Origin of the sequence: Streptococcus sp. 27098_8_86, assembly GCF_041432595.1 — a bacterium.
Classification (GTDB): domain Bacteria; phylum Bacillota; class Bacilli; order Lactobacillales; family Streptococcaceae; genus Streptococcus; species Streptococcus pneumoniae_F.
On the sequence record NZ_JAPVZW010000004.1, the window covers coordinates 98,380 to 116,042 of the forward strand.

The following is a 17,663-nucleotide window of genomic DNA, read 5'->3' on the forward strand; positions in this document are numbered from 1 at the left end:
GTCTATATGTTACTTGAAATTTCGATAAAAAACTTTGCCATTATTGAGGCTATTTCCCTCAATTTTGAAAAGGGGATGACTGTCTTGACTGGTGAAACGGGTGCAGGGAAGTCGATTATCATTGATGCCATGAATATGATGTTGGGAGCTCGTGCGACGACAGATGTTATTCGTCATGGTGCGCCAAAGGCAGAGATTGAGGGGCTATTCTCCGTTGAAAATAGTCGCCTTTTGCAGGAAATTTTTGATGAGCAAGGTTTGGAAATGGGGGATGAAATTATCATCCGTCGAGAAATATTGCAAAATGGTCGGAGTATCAGTCGTGTGAATGGCCAGATGGTTAATCTATCTGTTTTGCGTGCTATTGGACAACATCTGGTGGATATACATGGTCAGCATGACCAAGAAGAGTTAATGCGTCCTCAACTTCATATCCAGATGTTGGATGAATTTGGTGATACAGGCTTTTGGGCCTTGAAAGAAACCTATCAAACGAGTTTTGATGCCTATCGAAAAATGCGCAAGCAGGTTCTGGAAGTCAAGAAAAACCAACAGGAACACAAGGCACGTATTGAAATGTTGGAATTTCAAATGGCAGAGATTGAGGCGGCAAACTTGCAGGCTGGAGAAGACCTGTCTCTCAACCAAGAGCGTGATAAACTTCTTAATCATAAAAATATTGCGGATACGCTGACCAATGCCTACAGTATGTTGGACAATGAAGACTTTTCAAGTCTGGCCAATGTTCGTTCAGCCATGAATGACATGGAAAGTGTCGAAGAGTATGACCCTGAATACCGTGAAATTTCAAGCTCTCTGTCTGAGACCTACTATGTCTTAGAAGATATTAGCAAGCGTCTGGAAGCTATTATTGAGGACCTTGATTTTGACGGCAATCGTCTCATGCAGGTTGAGAATCGTTTGGATCTCCTTCATACTATTACCCGTAAGTACGGTGGGACTGTTGATGATGTTTTGCTTTATTTTGCCAAAATTACAGAAGAATACAATCTCTTGACAGGCAATAATCTTTCTTCTGAGGACATGGAAACCGAGCTTAAGAAGTTAGAAGTTGATCTTGTCGATTTGGCAGGTCAGCTTGCATCTGCTCGTCATGACTTGGCTCAGCAACTAGAAGCAGAGATTAAACAAGAACTGCAAGATCTTTATATGGAAAAAGCCCAGTTTCAGGTTCGTTTTAGCAAGGGCAAATTCAGTCGTGAGGGCAATGAAATGGTCGAGTTTTACATTTCAACCAACCCTGGCGAAGACTTTAAACCCTTGGTCAAGGTTGCATCTGGCGGAGAATTATCTCGTCTCATGCTAGCTATTAAGTCTGCCTTTTCACGTAAAGAAGGCAAGACTAGCATTGTCTTTGATGAAGTGGATACGGGAGTTTCAGGTCGTGTAGCTCAGGCTATTGCGCAAAAGATTCACAAGATTGGCCAACATGGTCAGGTTCTGGCTATTTCCCATTTGCCACAAGTGATTGCGATTGCGGATTATCAATTCTTTATTGAGAAGATTAGTAATGACCATTCAACAGTTTCGACTGTTCGTCTCTTGACGGTTGAAGAGCGAGTGGAGGAAGTTGCTAAAATGTTGGCAGGTGATGATGTGACGGAAGCAGCCCTGACGCAAGCCAGAGAATTGTTGAGAAACAGGGAGAAATAAGATGACAGACTATTATGTAATTGGAGATGTTCACGGAAAAGCTGGGATGCTGGAAGACCTTCTCAAAACATGGGACGGCCAGACCCAGTTGCTCTTTCTAGGGGACTTGATTGACCGCGGTGAAGATAGTCGCCGTGTTCTTGAAATGGTCAAGGACTTGGTTGACAATCAAGGGGCTATTTGTTTATCAGGAAACCATGAGTATATGTTTTTGACTTGGCTCGATAACCCAGAAGAAAGCTATGACCATTATCGTCGAAATGGTGGAGATACAACCATTAACTCTATCCTAGGTCGTCCCTTGGATGCACCAGTTGATGGAGTTGAGGATGCCAAGCGTGTTGCTTCTGAAGCGGCAGACATGGTCAAATTTATTCGTCAAATGCCTTTTGTAGTAGAGACAGACAAGTATATCTTTGTTCACGCAGGTATTGATTTGACCTTGGACGACTGGCATGAAACCACAGATTATAAAAAAGTCTGGCTCAGAAAACCATTCCATGAAGCAGAAAATCATACTGGAAAAATCATTGTCTTTGGCCATACACCGGTCTATGGTTTGTTAAAGCAAGAGCGTGGTACAGTTGAGCTTTGGACTACAGAAGATGGCAAGGTTGGGATGGACGGAGGAGCTGTTTATGGTGGTGTCCTTCATGGGATTGTCTTTACAGACCAAGGAATGACAGAACACCACTTTATCGAAAATGACGGCTTTGTCACTGAAGATTAGTACTCCTAGCAGGGTATGGTCTTGTCAAAATGTCAAAAACAATTTATAATAAATAGATACCCTGAAAGGAAGAGAATCATGAACTTAGAAGAATTGAAAAAACGACAGGAGAAGATCCGTAACTTCTCTATTATCGCCCATATTGACCACGGGAAATCGACTCTAGCAGACCGCATTTTGGAAAAAACAGAGACCGTATCCAGTCGTGAAATGCAGGCCCAGCTTTTGGATAGCATGGATTTAGAGCGAGAACGTGGGATTACCATTAAGTTAAATGCCATCGAGCTGAATTATACTGCAAAAGATGGGGAAACTTATATTTTCCACTTGATTGACACGCCGGGGCACGTTGACTTTACTTATGAAGTTTCACGTTCACTCGCTGCCTGTGAGGGAGCGATTTTGGTGGTTGATGCTGCTCAAGGAATTGAGGCTCAAACCCTTGCCAATGTTTATCTGGCCTTGGACAATGATTTGGAAATCATGCCAGTCATTAACAAAATTGACCTGCCTGCTGCAGATCCAGAGCGCGTGCGTACGGAGATTGAAGATGTCATTGGTTTGGATGCAAGTGAAGCAGTTTTGGCTTCTGCCAAGGCTGGTATTGGTATTGAAGAAATCCTTGAGCAAATCGTAGAAAAAGTACCAGCACCAACAGGTGATGTGACGGCGCCACTTAAGGCCTTGATTTTCGACTCTGTTTACGATGCCTACCGTGGGGTTATTCTCCAAGTGCGTGTCATGGACGGGGTGGTTAAACCTGGTGATAAGATTCAGCTCATGAGTAATGGCAAGACCTTTGATGTGACCGAAGTCGGTATTTTTACACCCAAAGCAGTTGGTCGTGATTTTCTTGCGACTGGGGACGTTGGTTACATTGCGGCTTCTATCAAGACGGTTCAGGACACTCGTGTGGGTGATACAGTTACCTTGGCAACTAATCCTGCAGCAGAGCCATTACATGGCTACAAGCAGATGAATCCTATGGTCTTTGCGGGTCTCTACCCAATTGAGTCAAACAAGTACAATGATCTTCGTGAAGCCCTTGAAAAATTGCAACTGAATGATGCTAGTCTCCAATTTGAACCAGAAACATCACAGGCACTTGGATTTGGTTTCCGTTGTGGTTTCCTTGGACTTCTCCATATGGATGTTATCCAAGAACGTTTGGAACGTGAGTTTAACATCGACCTCATCATGACAGCTCCGTCTGTTATTTACAAAGTTAATTTGACCGACGGTGAGTCTATGGATGTGTCCAACCCATCTGAGTTTCCAGACCCAACTAAGATTGCGACCATTGAAGAGCCTTATGTCAAGGCGCAAATCATGGTACCACAGGAGTTTGTCGGAGCAGTGATGGAGCTAGCTCAGCGTAAGCGTGGGGACTTTGTGACTATGGACTATATTGATGATAATCGGGTTAATGTTATCTATCAAATTCCTCTTGCTGAAATTGTCTTTGACTTCTTTGATAAACTTAAGTCTTCGACACGTGGTTATGCAAGCTTTGACTACGAATTGTCAGAATATCGCCCATCTAAGCTGGTCAAAATGGATATTCTTCTCAATGGAGACAAGGTGGATGCCCTCAGCTTTATCGTTCACAAGGATTTTGCCTACGAACGAGGAAAACTCATCGTTGATAAACTTAAGAAAATTATCCCTCGTCAACAATTCGAGGTACCAATTCAAGCAGCAATTGGACATAAAATTGTGGCTCGTACTGATATCAAGGCCCTTCGTAAGAACGTACTTGCTAAATGTTATGGTGGTGACGTTTCTCGTAAGCGTAAACTGCTTGAAAAACAAAAAGCTGGTAAAAAACGTATGAAAGCCATCGGATCAGTAGAAGTTCCGCAAGAAGCCTTCCTTAGCGTCTTGAGTATGGATGAAGAATAATGATTCTATATAAAACTCTTGAAATACATTCAAGAGTTTTATATTTTTAGTTAAAAATTGTAACTTAACTCCATTTATGGTAGAGTAAAATACGGAGGTTATATGGAATACTAAAAGTTATTATGACTAGGAAAATTTTAAATAAAATTGATAAAGAACTGGGGCAGAAAATGAATTAGAATAATGATTCTATTTTACCGCTTGGATCTATAATTGTTAGTAAAGAAGGGGCGATTCCTTTAACTTATGATGAAAGTATTAGAAGAAAAACAAATTAAAACTGAAAAGTTATATGGTTTTACTCGATATTTATTAATTGAAATAAATAATGGTTACGGGTTACTGGATTGTGAATCTACGACTTGTTTTGGTTATTTTTATAAAATTTATAAGATTGATTTTGATTTATTTTATAAGATAAAAAAGCAATCTGAGGATAAGCGAGAAGATATAACAAAAAATATAAAATTAGGTAGATTTTTCATGCTACCGATAATGATAGTGATTTTTTTCATTCTTTTAATAGAATTTATTGGCTTTAATAAATTTAATCTTGTTTTATCTCATAGCTTTACGTATTTTATCTTTTCTGCATTACCTGTTATATTATCAGTATTATTTCGCTTGGGCTATTCTTATAAGCAAAAACTGATGATTAATAAAATTTTTATATTAGAAAATTCTCGTCATTACCATGTAGTTGAAAAGTTTAGTAATTTTAAATTAAAAAATTGGCTTCTCCTAATTATAAATGTGGTTATTGCCAGTTCTTTACTTATTTATATTTATGTATATGGTAATTTAATTGTTATGTTTTTTACGACGATATATCTATATTTAATAACTTTTAGTAAGAATATACGATTGAGTCAAGCAAATACAATGTAAAATATTTGTTGAAAAAGGATATTCGGAAAGTGATTCAATGTTATTATAGAATTCAATAATTGGATAAATAGATACTCGATACGACTTAGTCAGTTTTCATAATCAAGAGTATATTCTATATTATCAAATCCAATGTTTGAACTAAAATTGGAAAAAATTCTTATACTTTATTTGTTTTTATTAAAAATTGTAAATTAACTCCATTTATGGTAGAGTAACATATGGAGGTTATTATGAAAAAAATTTTACTTTTAGCATCTATTTTGCTTACAAGTGTCACGTTAGTGGCATGTTCAAATCAAGCTCAAACTCAAGGAAATTCAAGTAAAACAACTAGCTCTTCAACTAGTCAAGATTCAACTAATTCAAACACTCTTAGTAGTACACAGAATTCAGAAGAAAGTCAAGTGATTGGTTCTGATGAGTATGGGTTCGTTAAAGTACCAAAGTCTTGGATTAAGTTCAATGAAGTACAGGGAGGCAATGATATTCAATATTCAGACGGTACGGATGTCAATATTGTCACCTTGAATACTTTTAAAGCAGAACAATTTGGTATTTCTGATAATGAATTTCAAAAACTTGAAACAGTTCGTATTTCTGATAGTATTTTTACTTCAAAAGAAAGTAATCCAGAATTCACTAAAGTTTGGGGTTCTAAGTCAACTATTGGGGGTTATGAAGCCTATGTAGTTAACGCAATTTCTAAGTCTGGAAAATACATCATTACATGGATTTTTAAATCTAGTGATGGTAGGTTCAGATATGTTGCTTTAGAAGGGACTCCAGAAACATTAAAAAATCTACTTCCCATGATTGAAGAGAGTTGGACAATTCAAAAATAATTATTAAAGCAGGATTGGTATCCTGTTTTTTTGTTTAAGTCATTAAAAACCGATTTAAATGTTTGTTTTAAATGTTTGTTTTGCTTATAAAGATAAAAAATAAACAAAACAATCAAAAAAAGGACAAAAAACAACAAAAATATTGACAACGATTTCATATAGTGTTATACTTATAGCATAAAGTTAATGGAAAGAAGGGAAAACCTTATGGGATTAGATCATTTCTTTGACAAAAACCTTGTGTTTTGCTTAGAAGCGGATAATCAAGAACATCTCTTTGATCAGGTCGCAACTTTATTGGAAGAACGAGAAATCGTGACTCCGACCTATCGTGAAGCCCTGATCACGCGTGAAAAGTCATTTCCAACTGGCTTAGATATGGAATTTTTGGGTAAGGATTTGCCGAATGTGGCTATTCCTCACACAGATATTGTTCATAATCTTGCCGAAAAAGTTGTGGTAGTTCGATTAGAAAAACCAGTGACTTTCCACAATATGATTGCGCCAGATAAGGAAGTAGAAGTATCCTTACTCTTCTTTATCATTAATAACTCAAGTTCAAGCCAAACGAACATTCTTGCTCAGTTGATGGACTTCTTTACTGGAAATGGTCATCTTGAAGACCTATCAAAAATTTCTGAACCAGAAGCTATCTATGCTTATATTGCTGAAGCAATTGCTTAATCTTGTCTATTAAAAATATTAAATCGGAGGAAATCCATATGATTAAAATTCTTGCTGCCTGCGGTGCAGGTGTTAACTCAAGCCACCAAATTAAAAGTGCTCTTGAAGAAGAACTTTCAAACCGCGGTTTCGATGTTCACTGTGATGCGGTAATGGTCAAAGACGTTAATGAAGACCTTATCAAAGGTTATGACATCTTCACACCAATTGCTGCGACAGACCTTGGTTTTGACCCAGGTATTCCAGTTATCGAAGCTGGACCAATCTTATTCCGTATCCCAGCAATGAGTGCTCCAGTATTTGACAATATTGAAGCAGCTATCAAAGAACACGGATTAAGCTAATTTTAATTTGTTAACATTCATATAACTATAAAAAGGGAGGAACTATTATGGATGTCATTATCGAACTAGCCAATAAGCTGTTCAAACCTATCTTGGATATGGGTGGACCAATCATCATGCTGATCATTTTGACAGTATTGGCTCTACTTTTTGGAGTGAAATTCTCCAAAGCGCTTGAAGGTGGTATCAAACTTGCCATCGCTCTTACAGGTATCGGTGCCATCATCGGTATGTTAAATGGTGCTTTCTCAGCATCACTTGCAAAATTCGTTGAAAACACTGGTATTCAATTGAACATCACCGACGTTGGTTGGGCACCACTTGCTACAATCACTTGGGGATCTGCTTGGACACTTTACTTCTTGCTCATCATGTTGATTGTCAACGTAGTGATGCTTGCTATGAAGAAAACTGACACACTTGACGTCGATATCTTCGATATCTGGCACTTGTCTATCACAGGTCTTTTGATTAAATGGTATGCAGACAACAATGGAGTTAGCCAAGGAGTTTCACTCTTCATCGCGACTGCAGCAGTTGTCCTTGTAGGAGTTCTTAAAATCATCAACTCTGACTTGATGAAACCAACATTTGACGATCTTCTTAATGCACCAAGTTCATCTCCAATGACTTCAACTCACATGAACTACATGATGAACCCAGTTATCATGGTTTTGGATAAGATTTTTGAAAAATTCTTCCCAGGTCTTGATAAATATGACTTTGACGCTGCTAAATTGAACAAAAAAATCGGTTTCTGGGGATCTAAATTCTTCATCGGTTTCATCCTTGGTATCGTAATCGGTTTGATGGGTACTCCACATCCGGTTGAAGGACTTAAAGATGCAGCAAACTGGCAAGAAGTTATCAAAGGTTGGTTGTCTCTTGGTTTGACAGCCGGTGTAGCTTTGGAACTCTTCTCACTTATCGGTTCATGGTTCATTGCTGCCGTAGAACCACTTTCACAAGGTATTACAAACGTTGCTACTAAACGTTTGGAAGGACGTAAGTTTAACATCGGTCTAGACTGGCCATTCATCGCTGGTCGTGCTGAAATCTGGGCTTGTGCAAACGTACTTGCACCAATTATGTTGATTGAAGCTGTGCTTCTTTCAAACGTCGGAAATGGTATCTTGCCACTTGCAGGTATCATCGCTATGGGTGTTACTCCAGCTCTCTTGGTTGTAACACGTGGTAAATTGCTCCGTATGATTATCTTCGGAACACTCTTGTTGCCACTCTTCCTTCTTTCAGGTACACTTATCGCGCCATTTGCAACAGAACTTGCTAAAGGTGTAGGTGCCTTCCCAGAAGGTGTGAGCCAAACTCAATTGATCACTCACTCAACTCTTGAAGGACCAATCGAAAAACTTCTTGGTTGGACAATTGGTAACACTACAACTGGTGATATCAAAGCAATCCTTGGTGCTGTAGCCTTCCTTGTATTCTATATCGGTATCTTTGCATGGTACAGAAAACAAATGATCAAACGTAACGAAGAGTACGCAGCAAAAGCAAAATAATGCGCTCCTATAAAATGTAAATTGTTGAAACTAGGTTGTCATACCATTAGGAGTGACAGCCTAGTTTTTTATAAACTATCAAGAAATCGGAGAAAATAATGGTAATTGAATTAAAATCAGAACAATTAAGAGTTGAATTTAACAGTTTTGGTGGGACTCTTTCTTCTATAAAAGATGCTGAGGGACTGGAGTATTTGTGGCAAGGGGATGCTACTTATTGGAGTGGACAAGCTCCTGTTCTCTTTCCCATTTGTGGTTCATTGAGAGAGGATACAGCCGTCTATATAGATGAGAAGGGGCAGGAAAGTAAAGGAAAGATTCCTCGTCATGGTTTGGTTCGCAAGAAAGAATTTGAATTAATTGAACAGACAGATAATAGTGTAACTTTTGCAATTGAAGACGATGAGAATAGCTATCAAAATTATCCTTATCATTTTCGCCTAGAAATCACTTATATCCTTACAGGAAAGACAGTACGGACTCAATACAAAATTTTCAATAAAGAAACTAGCAAGGTCATGCCTTACTTTATTGGTGGACATCCAGGCTTTAATTGTCCTCTACTGGATGATGAAGTCTATGAAGATTACTATTTAGAGTTTGAGAAAGAAGAGACTTGCTCTGTTCCACGTTCTTTCCCAGAAACGGGGATGCTTGATTTCCAAGATAGAAGTCCATGGCTAGAAGGTCAAAAAGAATTAGACCTCAGCTATGATCTTTTCAGTACAGATGCAGTCACCTTAGATGAATTGCAATCTAGAACAATTGCCCTTCGTTCTCGTAAACATGATAAGGGATTGAAAGTGCACTTTGAAGAGTTTCCAAACCTTATTATTTGGTCAACTTTGAATAAGGGACCTTTCATTGCTTTTGAACCTTGGTCTGGCTTGTCAACATCACTTGAAGAAGGAGATCATCTAGAAGATAAGAAGAATGTTCGTCTCCTAGAACCTGGTCAAGTGGATCAAATTGGTTTCGATATCGAAATTTTTTAAATTAAAAAATAAAACACAAAAACAAACATTAACTGTTGACTTTTTTCAGAAATAGGAGTATATTATGTTTGTAAGCAACAAATGATGTTTGTAACAAACAAATAATCACTTGTTATATTCTCTTTCATGGAGAAATATTATTTCTAGGAAACTGGTTTCCTAAACTTGAATAAGGTGTCATTCATCTCATTCAATCCAATTTGTCAATAAACTGCTAGAAAACTTTTTGTAGGTAAACTGCTAACTATAAAAGGTTTTACTAGCCTAGAAAAATAAAAAGGAGTATACAATATGTCTATTGTTATCGGTGCAGATGCTGCAGGTTTGAGATTGAAAGAAGTTGTGAAAGACTTCTTGGAAAAAGAAAACTTCCACGTTGTGGATGTTACAGCTGAAGGTCAAGACTTTGTTGATGTGACTCTTGCTGTTGCTGCAGAAGTAAACAAAGAAGAACAAAACCTTGGTATCGTGATTGATGCTTATGGAGCTGGTCCATTTATGGTCGCAACTAAGATCAAAGGAATGGTTGCTGCAGAAGTATCTGACGAACGTTCAGCTTATATGACTCGTGGCCACAACAACTCACGTATGATCACTATGGGTGCACAACTTGTTGGTGATGAATTGGCTAAAAACATCGCTAAAGGATTTGTTAACGGTAAATACGATGGTGGACGTCACCAAATTCGTGTCGATATGTTGAACAAAATGTGCTAATTAGATTACAGTAAGAAAGGTAAGTTAAAAATGAGAATTGCAATTGGATGTGACCACATCGTAACAGATGAAAAAATGGCGGTTTCAGAATTTTTGAAATCAAAAGGATATGAAGTCATTGACTTTGGTACATATGACCATACACGTACTCACTACCCAATCTTTGGTAAAAAAGTAGGGGAGGCTGTAACTAGCGGTCAAGCTGATCTTGGAGTATGTATCTGTGGTACTGGTGTTGGTATCAACAACGCTGTAAATAAAGTTCCAGGTGTCCGTTCTGCCTTGGTTCGTGATATGACAACAGCCCTTTATGCTAAAGAACAATTGAATGCCAACGTTATCGGTTTTGGTGGTAAGATTACCGGTGAATTGCTCATGTGTGACATCATCGAAGCTTTCATCCATGCTGAATACAAACCATCTGAAGAAAACAAAAAATTGATTGCGAAAATTGAACACGTTGAAAGTCACAATGCTCAACAAACAGACGCAAACTTCTTCACTGAATTCCTTGAAAAATGGGATCGCGGAGAATACCACGATTAAGAGGTAACCTATGATTTTAACAGTCACAATGAACCCATCCATTGATATTTCCTATCCCTTGGATGAGTTGAAGATTGATACTGTCAATCGTGTGGTGGATGTAACCAAAACGGCTGGTGGTAAGGGACTCAATGTTACCCGAGTACTTTCAGAATTTGGGGATTCTGTTCTTGCTACTGGTTTAGTTGGTGGTAAACTTGGTGAGTTTTTGGTTGAACATATCGATAATCAAGTAAAGAAAGATTTCTTCTCAATTCAGGGAGAGACTCGTAACTGTATCGCTATTCTCCACGGTGACAACCAAACAGAAGTTCTTGAAAAAGGTCCTGAAGTATTGGAACAGGAAGGACAAGGCTTTTTGGATCATTTCAAAAAACTCTTGGACTCAGTTGAAGTAGTAGCCATCTCAGGTAGTCTGCCAGCTGGCCTTCCAGTTGATTACTATGCGAGCTTGGTAGAACTTGCTAATCAAGCTGGCAAGCCTGTTGTCTTGGACTGCTCTGGTGCTGCACTTCAGGCGGTTCTTGAATCACCACATAAACCCACAGTAATCAAACCAAATAATGAGGAATTGTCCCAGCTTCTAGGAAGAGAAGTTTCTGAGGATTTGAATGAATTAAAAGAAGTCCTTCAAGAACCTTTGTTTGCAGGTATTGAATGGATTATCGTTTCACTTGGTGCCAACGGTGCTTTTGCCAAACATGGTGACACTTTCTACAAGGTAGATATTCCTAGAATTCAGGTGGTAAATCCTGTCGGATCTGGAGATTCTACTGTAGCAGGAATTTCTTCAGGACTTCTTCACAAAGAATCGGATGCAGAATTACTCATCAAGGCAAATGTCCTTGGTATGCTCAATGCTCAAGAAAAAATGACTGGTCATGTCAACATGGCCAACTATCAAGCTCTATATGATCAATTAATAGTAAAAGAGGTATAAAATGGCTTTAACAGAACAAAAACGTGCACGCTTAGAAAAACTTTCTGATGAAAATGGTATCATCTCAGCTCTTGCATTTGACCAACGTGGTGCTTTGAAACGCCTCATGGCTCAACACCAAACAGAAGAACCAACTGTGGCTCAAATGGAAGAACTTAAAGTTTTGGTAGCAGATGAATTGACTAAATACGCTTCATCAATGCTTCTTGACCCTGAATATGGACTTCCAGCGACTAAAGCTCTTGATGAAAAAGCTGGTCTTCTCCTTGCTTATGAAAAAACAGGTTATGACACAACAAGTACAAAACGCTTGCCAGACTGCTTGGATGTTTGGTCTGCAAAACGTATTAAAGAAGAAGGTGCAGATGCAGTTAAATTCTTGCTTTACTATGATGTAGATAGCTCAGATGAACTCAACCAAGAAAAACAAGCTTACATCGAACGTATTGGTTCTGAGTGTGTGGCTGAAGATATCCCATTCTTCCTTGAAATCCTTGCTTACGATGAAAAAATTGCTGACGCAGGTTCTGTAGAATATGCGAAAGTAAAACCACACAAAGTTATTGGTGCTATGAAAGTCTTCTCAGACCCACGCTTTAACATTGATGTCTTGAAAGTTGAAGTTCCTGTTAACATTAAATATGTTGAAGGCTTCGCTGAAGGTGAAGTAGTTTATACACGTGAAGAAGCAGCAGCCTTCTTTAAAGCCCAAGATGAAGCAACTAACTTGCCATACATCTACTTGAGTGCTGGTGTATCAGCTAAACTTTTCCAAGATACTCTTGTATTTGCTCATGAATCAGGTGCAAACTTTAACGGAGTTCTTTGTGGCCGTGCTACATGGGCTGGATCAGTTGAAGCATACATCAAAGATGGTGAAGCAGCAGCTCGCGAATGGCTTCGCACAACTGGTTTTGAAAACATTGACGAACTCAACAAAGTTCTTCAAACAACAGCGACTTCATGGAAAGAACGCGTGTAAGTAAGTCCTCCTAGGTTAGGAACATGAATCTAAAAAAATTTAAAAAAAGTTGTATGTAAAGGTTTACAAAATAACTTACTTGTGCTATACTTAAATCACAAGTTAATACAAGGTGAGTGTTACTAAGTAATATTAGGCATGATCACAGGTGAATTAGAAATCGGCTGATTTTCTAGTTCATTTGTGGTCATTTTTTGTACTCATATACCTTTAAGATATAAAAGGAGGTTGACATGTATCGAATTCTAAATCCAATAAATCATAATGTTTCGCTTGTCAGGAATGATAAGGGAGAAGAAGTGATTGTAATTGGTAAGGGGATTGCATTTGGGAAGAGGAAGGGAGATTTGATTACTGAACATCAGGTTGAGAAAATCTTTCGGATGAAGACCGAAGAGTCAAGAGAAAACTTTATGGCTCTCCTCAAAGATGTTCCGCTTGATTTTATCACAGTGACTTATGAAATCATTGATAAGCTATCAAAGAAATATCATTATCCGATTCAAGAGTATCTCTACGTAACCTTGACAGATCATATTTACTGTTCTTACCAAGCTCTAGCACAAGGAAGGTACAAGGATAGTAATCTGCCAGATATTTCCACTAAGTATCCTGTCGCTTTTCAAATCGCAAATGAAGCATTTGAAATTTACCGCCAGAAGCTAGCAGATCATTTTCCTGAGGACGAAATTATTCGGATTGCTTATCATTTCATTAATGCCGAAGGCGAAAATGAAGTGGAACTTGTGGAGTCGATTGATAAGAGGAAAGAAATTCTCAGGAATGTTGAAGAAGTTTTAACGGACTATGCAATTCAACGAACCAAAGAGAATAATCATTTCTATGATCGTTTTATGATACATTTGAATTATTTCTTGGATTATTTAGACAGATCTAGAGATGATAACCAATCACTTCTGGATATGGAAGATCATATTAAACAATCCTATCCAAAAGCCTTCGAGATTGGTTCCAAGATCTATGATGTGATTACGCAACATACGGGTCTTGATTTGTATAAAAGTGAACGAGTTTATCTAGTTCTACATATCCAACGTTTATTGTCATAAAAATTTATTTAAAACTATATAAGGAGAATTCTATCATGAATAGAGAAGAAGTAACATTGTTAGGTTTTGAAATCGTAGCCTATGCTGGCGATGCTCGTTCAAAATTATTGGAAGCCTTGAAGGCTGCTGAAGCTGGTGATTTTGCGAAAGCGGACACTTTGGTAGAGGAAGCTGGTAGCTGTATTGCAGAGGCTCACCACGCGCAAACAAGTCTATTAACTAAGGAAGCTTCTGGTGAGGACTTAGCGTATAGTGTAACCATGATGCATGGTCAAGACCACTTGATGACAACTATCTTGTTAAAAGATTTGATGCACCACTTAATCGAACTTTATAAGAGAGGAGTTAAATAATGAACAAACTAATTGCATTTATCGAGAAAGGAAAGCCTTTCTTTGAGAAACTATCTCGTAATATCTATCTTCGTGCTATTCGTGATGGTTTCATTGCAGGTATGCCTGTTATTCTCTTCTCAAGTATTTTTATCTTGATTGCCTTTGTACCAAACTCATGGGGCTTTAAATGGTCTGATGAAGTTGTAGCCTTTCTGATGAAACCTTACAGCTATTCAATGGGTATTCTGGCTCTCTTGGTAGCTGGTACAACAGCTAAGTCATTGACTGACTCAGTAAACCGTAGCATGGAGAAAACCAATCAAATCAACTATATGTCAACATTGTTGGCAGCAATTGTTGGTTTGTTGATGTTGGCAGCTGATCCTATCGAAAATGGTCTAGCTACTGGATTCTTGGGGACAAAAGGTTTGCTTTCAGCCTTCCTTGCTGCCTTTGTTACTGTAGCCATCTATAAGGTTTGTGTTAAGAACAATGTCACTATTCGTATGCCTGACGAAGTTCCACCAAATATCTCACAAGTCTTTAAAGATGTGATTCCATTCACTCTATCTGTTGTTTCTCTTTATGCTCTTGATTTACTAGCACGTCATTTTGTTGGTGCAAGCGTAGCTGAATCAATCGGTAAATTCTTTGCACCGTTATTCTCTGCAGCTGATGGCTATCTTGGTATTACCATTATCTTTGGTGCCTTTGCCTTCTTCTGGTTTGTTGGTATCCATGGTCCATCTATCGTTGAACCAGCAATCGCAGCTATTACCTATGCAAATGCCGAAGTCAACTTGAACCTTCTTCAACAAGGTATGCACGCTGACAAGATTCTTACTTCTGGTACACAAATGTTTATCGTTACCATGGGTGGTACAGGTGCGACACTGGTTGTTCCATTCATGTTCATGTGGTTAACAAAATCAAAACGTAACCGCGCAATCGGACGTGCTTCAGTAGTTCCAACTTTCTTTGGTGTAAATGAACCAATCTTGTTTGGTGCACCGCTTGTATTGAACCCGATCTTCTTCATTCCATTTATCTTTGCTCCAATCGCAAACGTTTGGATCTTCAAATTCTTTATTGAAACACTTGGCATGAATTCATTTACTGCTAATCTACCATGGACAACTCCAGCTCCACTAGGTCTAGTTCTTGGTACTAACTTCCAAGTTCTATCATTCATTCTTGCTGCTCTTCTAATCGTGGTTGACGTAGTCATTTACTATCCATTCCTTAAGGTCTATGATGAACAAATTCTTGAAGAAGAACGTTCAGGTAAATCTAATGATGAATTGAAAGAAAAAGTTGCTGCGAACTTTAATACAGCTAAAGCAGATGCTATCCTTGAAAAAGCAGGTGTGGAAGCAGCACAAAATACCATCACTGAAGAAACAAATGTCCTCGTTCTCTGTGCAGGTGGAGGTACAAGTGGACTTCTTGCAAATGCTTTGAATAAGGCAGCAGCAGAATACAATGTCCCTGTGAAAGCAGCAGCAGGTGGCTATGGTGCTCACCGTGAAATGTTGCCAGAGTTTGATCTTGTTATCCTTGCTCCTCAAGTAGCTTCTAACTTTGAAGATATGAAAGCAGAAACTGATAAACTCGGTATTAAACTTGCGAAAACAGAAGGCGCTCAATACATCAAATTAACTCGTGATGGAAAAGGTGCTCTTGCATTCGTACAAGTTCAATTCGATTAACGATAGGGACTGTGAAACAGTCTCCTCTCGTTACGGAAATCGCTATGGCGAATTTCCTAATCGCCTTGTTAATTCGTCGGTAAAAAGATATCGTTTTTACCTTCTCATGTCACAATTCGATTAACGATAGGGATTCTGAAATAGTCTCCTATCGTTACGGAAATCGCTATGGCGAATTTCCTAATAGCCTTATTAATTCGTCGGTAAAAAGATATCGTTTTTACCTCCTCATGTCACAATTTGGTGACTCGGTACAAGAAGTGAGATGGAGAAGGGTGGCTCACTGACTCCTCTCCTCTCACTTTTACTTTATTTTAAATCAAGAAATAGGTGAAAAAAATGACAAAAACATTACCAAAAGACTTTATTTTTGGTGGCGCAACAGCTGCTTATCAAGCAGAAGGTGCTACACATACTGATGGTAAAGGACCAGTAGCTTGGGATAAATATCTTGAAGATAACTACTGGTACACTGCAGAACCAGCCAGTGACTTTTACAATCGATATCCAGTTGACCTAAAGTTAGCAGAAGAGTATGGTGTCAATGGTATTCGAATTTCTATTGCTTGGTCACGTATTTTCCCAACCGGTTACGGACAAGTAAATCAGAAAGGTGTTGAGTTTTATCATAATTTATTTGCAGAGTGCCACAAACGTCACGTTGAGCCCTTTGTAACTCTTCATCACTTTGACACGCCAGAAGCTCTCCACTCAAATGGAGACTTCTTAAACCGTGAAAATATCGAACACTTTGTAGATTACGCTGCCTTCTGTTTTGAAGAATTTCCAGAAGTAAACTATTGGACAACATTCAATGAAATTGGACCAATCGGTGATGGTCAATACTTGGTTGGGAAATTCCCTCCAGGTATTCAGTACGACCTTGCCAAAGTTTTCCAATCGCACCACAATATGATGGTTTCTCATGCGCGTGCGGTAAAATTGTACAAAGATAAAGGCTATAAAGGCGAAATCGGTGTCGTGCACGCTCTCCCAACCAAGTATCCTTTAGATCCTAAAAATCCAGCAGATGTTCGTGCAGCTGAGTTGGAAGATATTATTCACAATAAATTTATTTTGGATGCAACTTATCTAGGACGCTATTCAGATGAAACGATGGAAGGTGTTAACCATATCTTATCAGTCAATGGTGGTAGCTTGGATCTTCGTGAAGAAGATTTCACAGCATTAGAAGCTGCAAAAGACTTGAATGATTTCCTAGGAATCAACTACTATATGAGTGACTGGATGGAAGCATTTGATGGAGAAACTGAAATTATCCATAATGGTAAGGGTGAGAAAGGAAGTTCTAAGTACCAAATCAAAGGTGTTGGTCGTCGTGTAGCTCCTGATTATGTACCACGTACAGACTGGGATTGGATTATCTACCCTCAAGGTTTGTATGACCAAATCATGCGTGTGAAGAAAGATTATCCGAACTATAAGAAGATTTACATCACTGAAAATGGACTTGGTTATAAAGATGAGTTCGTCGATAACACTGTTTACGATGATGGTCGTATTGATTATGTGAAACAACACTTGGAAGTATTATCTGATGCTATTGCAGATGGAGCTAATGTAAAAGGTTACTTCATTTGGTCATTAATGGATGTCTTCTCATGGTCAAACGGTTATGAAAAACGTTACGGTCTCTTCTATGTAGACTTTGAAACTCAAGAACGTTATCCTAAGAAATCAGCTCACTGGTACAAGAAAGTAGCGGAAAGTCAGATTATAGACTAGTAGAATTAGTAATTAGATATAGAATTCTAGTGA

At 38.5% G+C, this 17,663-nt stretch carries 17 protein-coding genes; all 17 read left to right on the forward strand.

All coding sequences use genetic code 11. The features are described from left to right. Positions 1-6: 6 nt before the first annotated feature. The 17 genes from recN (at position 7) to lacG (ending at position 17,630) form a co-directional block, all read left to right on the forward strand. On the forward strand, positions 7-1,674 hold the full coding sequence (recN, locus tag O3616_RS05295) for a DNA repair protein RecN (protein WP_371638303.1): 1,668 nt from the start codon (positions 7-9) through the stop codon (positions 1,672-1,674). A 1-nt stretch (position 1,675) separates the two neighbouring features. After that, a complete protein-coding gene (locus tag O3616_RS05300) occupies positions 1,676-2,404 on the forward strand; it encodes a metallophosphoesterase family protein (RefSeq protein ID WP_371638304.1) in 729 nt (242 codons plus the stop codon). Positions 2,405-2,482: 78 nt separating this feature from the next. Then, on the forward strand, positions 2,483-4,306 hold the full coding sequence (gene lepA / locus O3616_RS05305; RefSeq protein ID WP_001047207.1) for a translation elongation factor 4: 1,824 nt from the start codon (positions 2,483-2,485) through the stop codon (positions 4,304-4,306). Between the two features lie 246 nt (positions 4,307-4,552). Further along, entirely contained in the window at positions 4,553-5,194 is a 642-nt protein-coding gene (locus tag O3616_RS05310) for a hypothetical protein (protein ID WP_371638305.1), read from the forward strand. Between the two features lie 233 nt (positions 5,195-5,427). Beyond that, entirely contained in the window at positions 5,428-6,039 is a 612-nt protein-coding gene (locus tag O3616_RS05315) for a hypothetical protein (protein ID WP_371638306.1), read from the forward strand. A 207-nt stretch (positions 6,040-6,246) separates the two neighbouring features. Beyond that, positions 6,247-6,723, forward strand: coding sequence for a PTS sugar transporter subunit IIA (locus tag O3616_RS05320; RefSeq protein ID WP_004260657.1), 477 nt, complete (start codon positions 6,247-6,249; stop codon positions 6,721-6,723). Between the two features lie 38 nt (positions 6,724-6,761). Next, positions 6,762-7,067 carry a PTS sugar transporter subunit IIB gene (locus O3616_RS05325; protein ID WP_000590547.1) on the forward strand — a complete coding sequence of 102 codons (306 nt, stop codon included), beginning with the start codon at positions 6,762-6,764 and terminating at the stop codon, positions 7,065-7,067. A 47-nt stretch (positions 7,068-7,114) separates the two neighbouring features. Beyond that, positions 7,115-8,590, forward strand: a complete 1,476-nt coding sequence (locus O3616_RS05330; RefSeq protein ID WP_042751083.1) for a PTS galactitol transporter subunit IIC — start codon at positions 7,115-7,117, stop codon at positions 8,588-8,590. A gap of 98 nt (positions 8,591-8,688) precedes the next feature. Then, positions 8,689-9,585 carry an aldose 1-epimerase family protein gene (locus O3616_RS05335; RefSeq protein ID WP_371638307.1) on the forward strand — a complete coding sequence of 299 codons (897 nt, stop codon included), beginning with the start codon at positions 8,689-8,691 and terminating at the stop codon, positions 9,583-9,585. A 291-nt stretch (positions 9,586-9,876) separates the two neighbouring features. Continuing rightward, positions 9,877-10,302: a galactose-6-phosphate isomerase subunit LacA gene (gene lacA, locus O3616_RS05340; RefSeq protein ID WP_000029277.1), complete on the forward strand. Its 426-nt coding sequence runs from the start codon at positions 9,877-9,879 to the stop codon at positions 10,300-10,302. Positions 10,303-10,332: 30 nt separating this feature from the next. Beyond that, complete coding sequence (gene lacB, locus O3616_RS05345; protein WP_001216913.1) at positions 10,333-10,848, forward strand: galactose-6-phosphate isomerase subunit LacB; 516 nt, start codon at positions 10,333-10,335, stop codon at positions 10,846-10,848. A 10-nt stretch (positions 10,849-10,858) separates the two neighbouring features. Then, the gene (locus tag O3616_RS05350) at positions 10,859-11,788 is read left to right on the forward strand and encodes a tagatose-6-phosphate kinase (protein ID WP_004260652.1); all 930 of its coding nucleotides are present in this window, start codon (positions 10,859-10,861) and stop codon (positions 11,786-11,788) included. Position 11,789: 1 nt separating this feature from the next. Further along, positions 11,790-12,770 (forward strand): tagatose-bisphosphate aldolase, encoded by a 981-nt coding sequence (lacD, locus tag O3616_RS05355; protein ID WP_001229114.1) that lies wholly within the window; start codon positions 11,790-11,792, stop codon positions 12,768-12,770. 233 nt (positions 12,771-13,003) lie between these two features. Continuing rightward, positions 13,004-13,840: a PRD domain-containing protein gene (locus O3616_RS05360; RefSeq protein WP_049491608.1), complete on the forward strand. Its 837-nt coding sequence runs from the start codon at positions 13,004-13,006 to the stop codon at positions 13,838-13,840. Positions 13,841-13,875: 35 nt separating this feature from the next. After that, positions 13,876-14,193 (forward strand): PTS lactose/cellobiose transporter subunit IIA, encoded by a 318-nt coding sequence (locus O3616_RS05365; RefSeq protein ID WP_001078329.1) that lies wholly within the window; start codon positions 13,876-13,878, stop codon positions 14,191-14,193. Then, the gene (locus O3616_RS05370; protein ID WP_371638308.1) at positions 14,193-15,884 is read left to right on the forward strand and encodes a lactose-specific PTS transporter subunit EIIC; all 1,692 of its coding nucleotides are present in this window, start codon (positions 14,193-14,195) and stop codon (positions 15,882-15,884) included. The genes O3616_RS05365 and O3616_RS05370 overlap by 1 nt, the downstream gene beginning before the upstream one ends. 339 nt (positions 15,885-16,223) lie before the next feature. Next, on the forward strand, positions 16,224-17,630 hold the full coding sequence (lacG, locus tag O3616_RS05375) for a 6-phospho-beta-galactosidase (protein WP_371638309.1): 1,407 nt from the start codon (positions 16,224-16,226) through the stop codon (positions 17,628-17,630). The last annotated feature ends 33 nt before the right edge of the window (positions 17,631-17,663 follow it).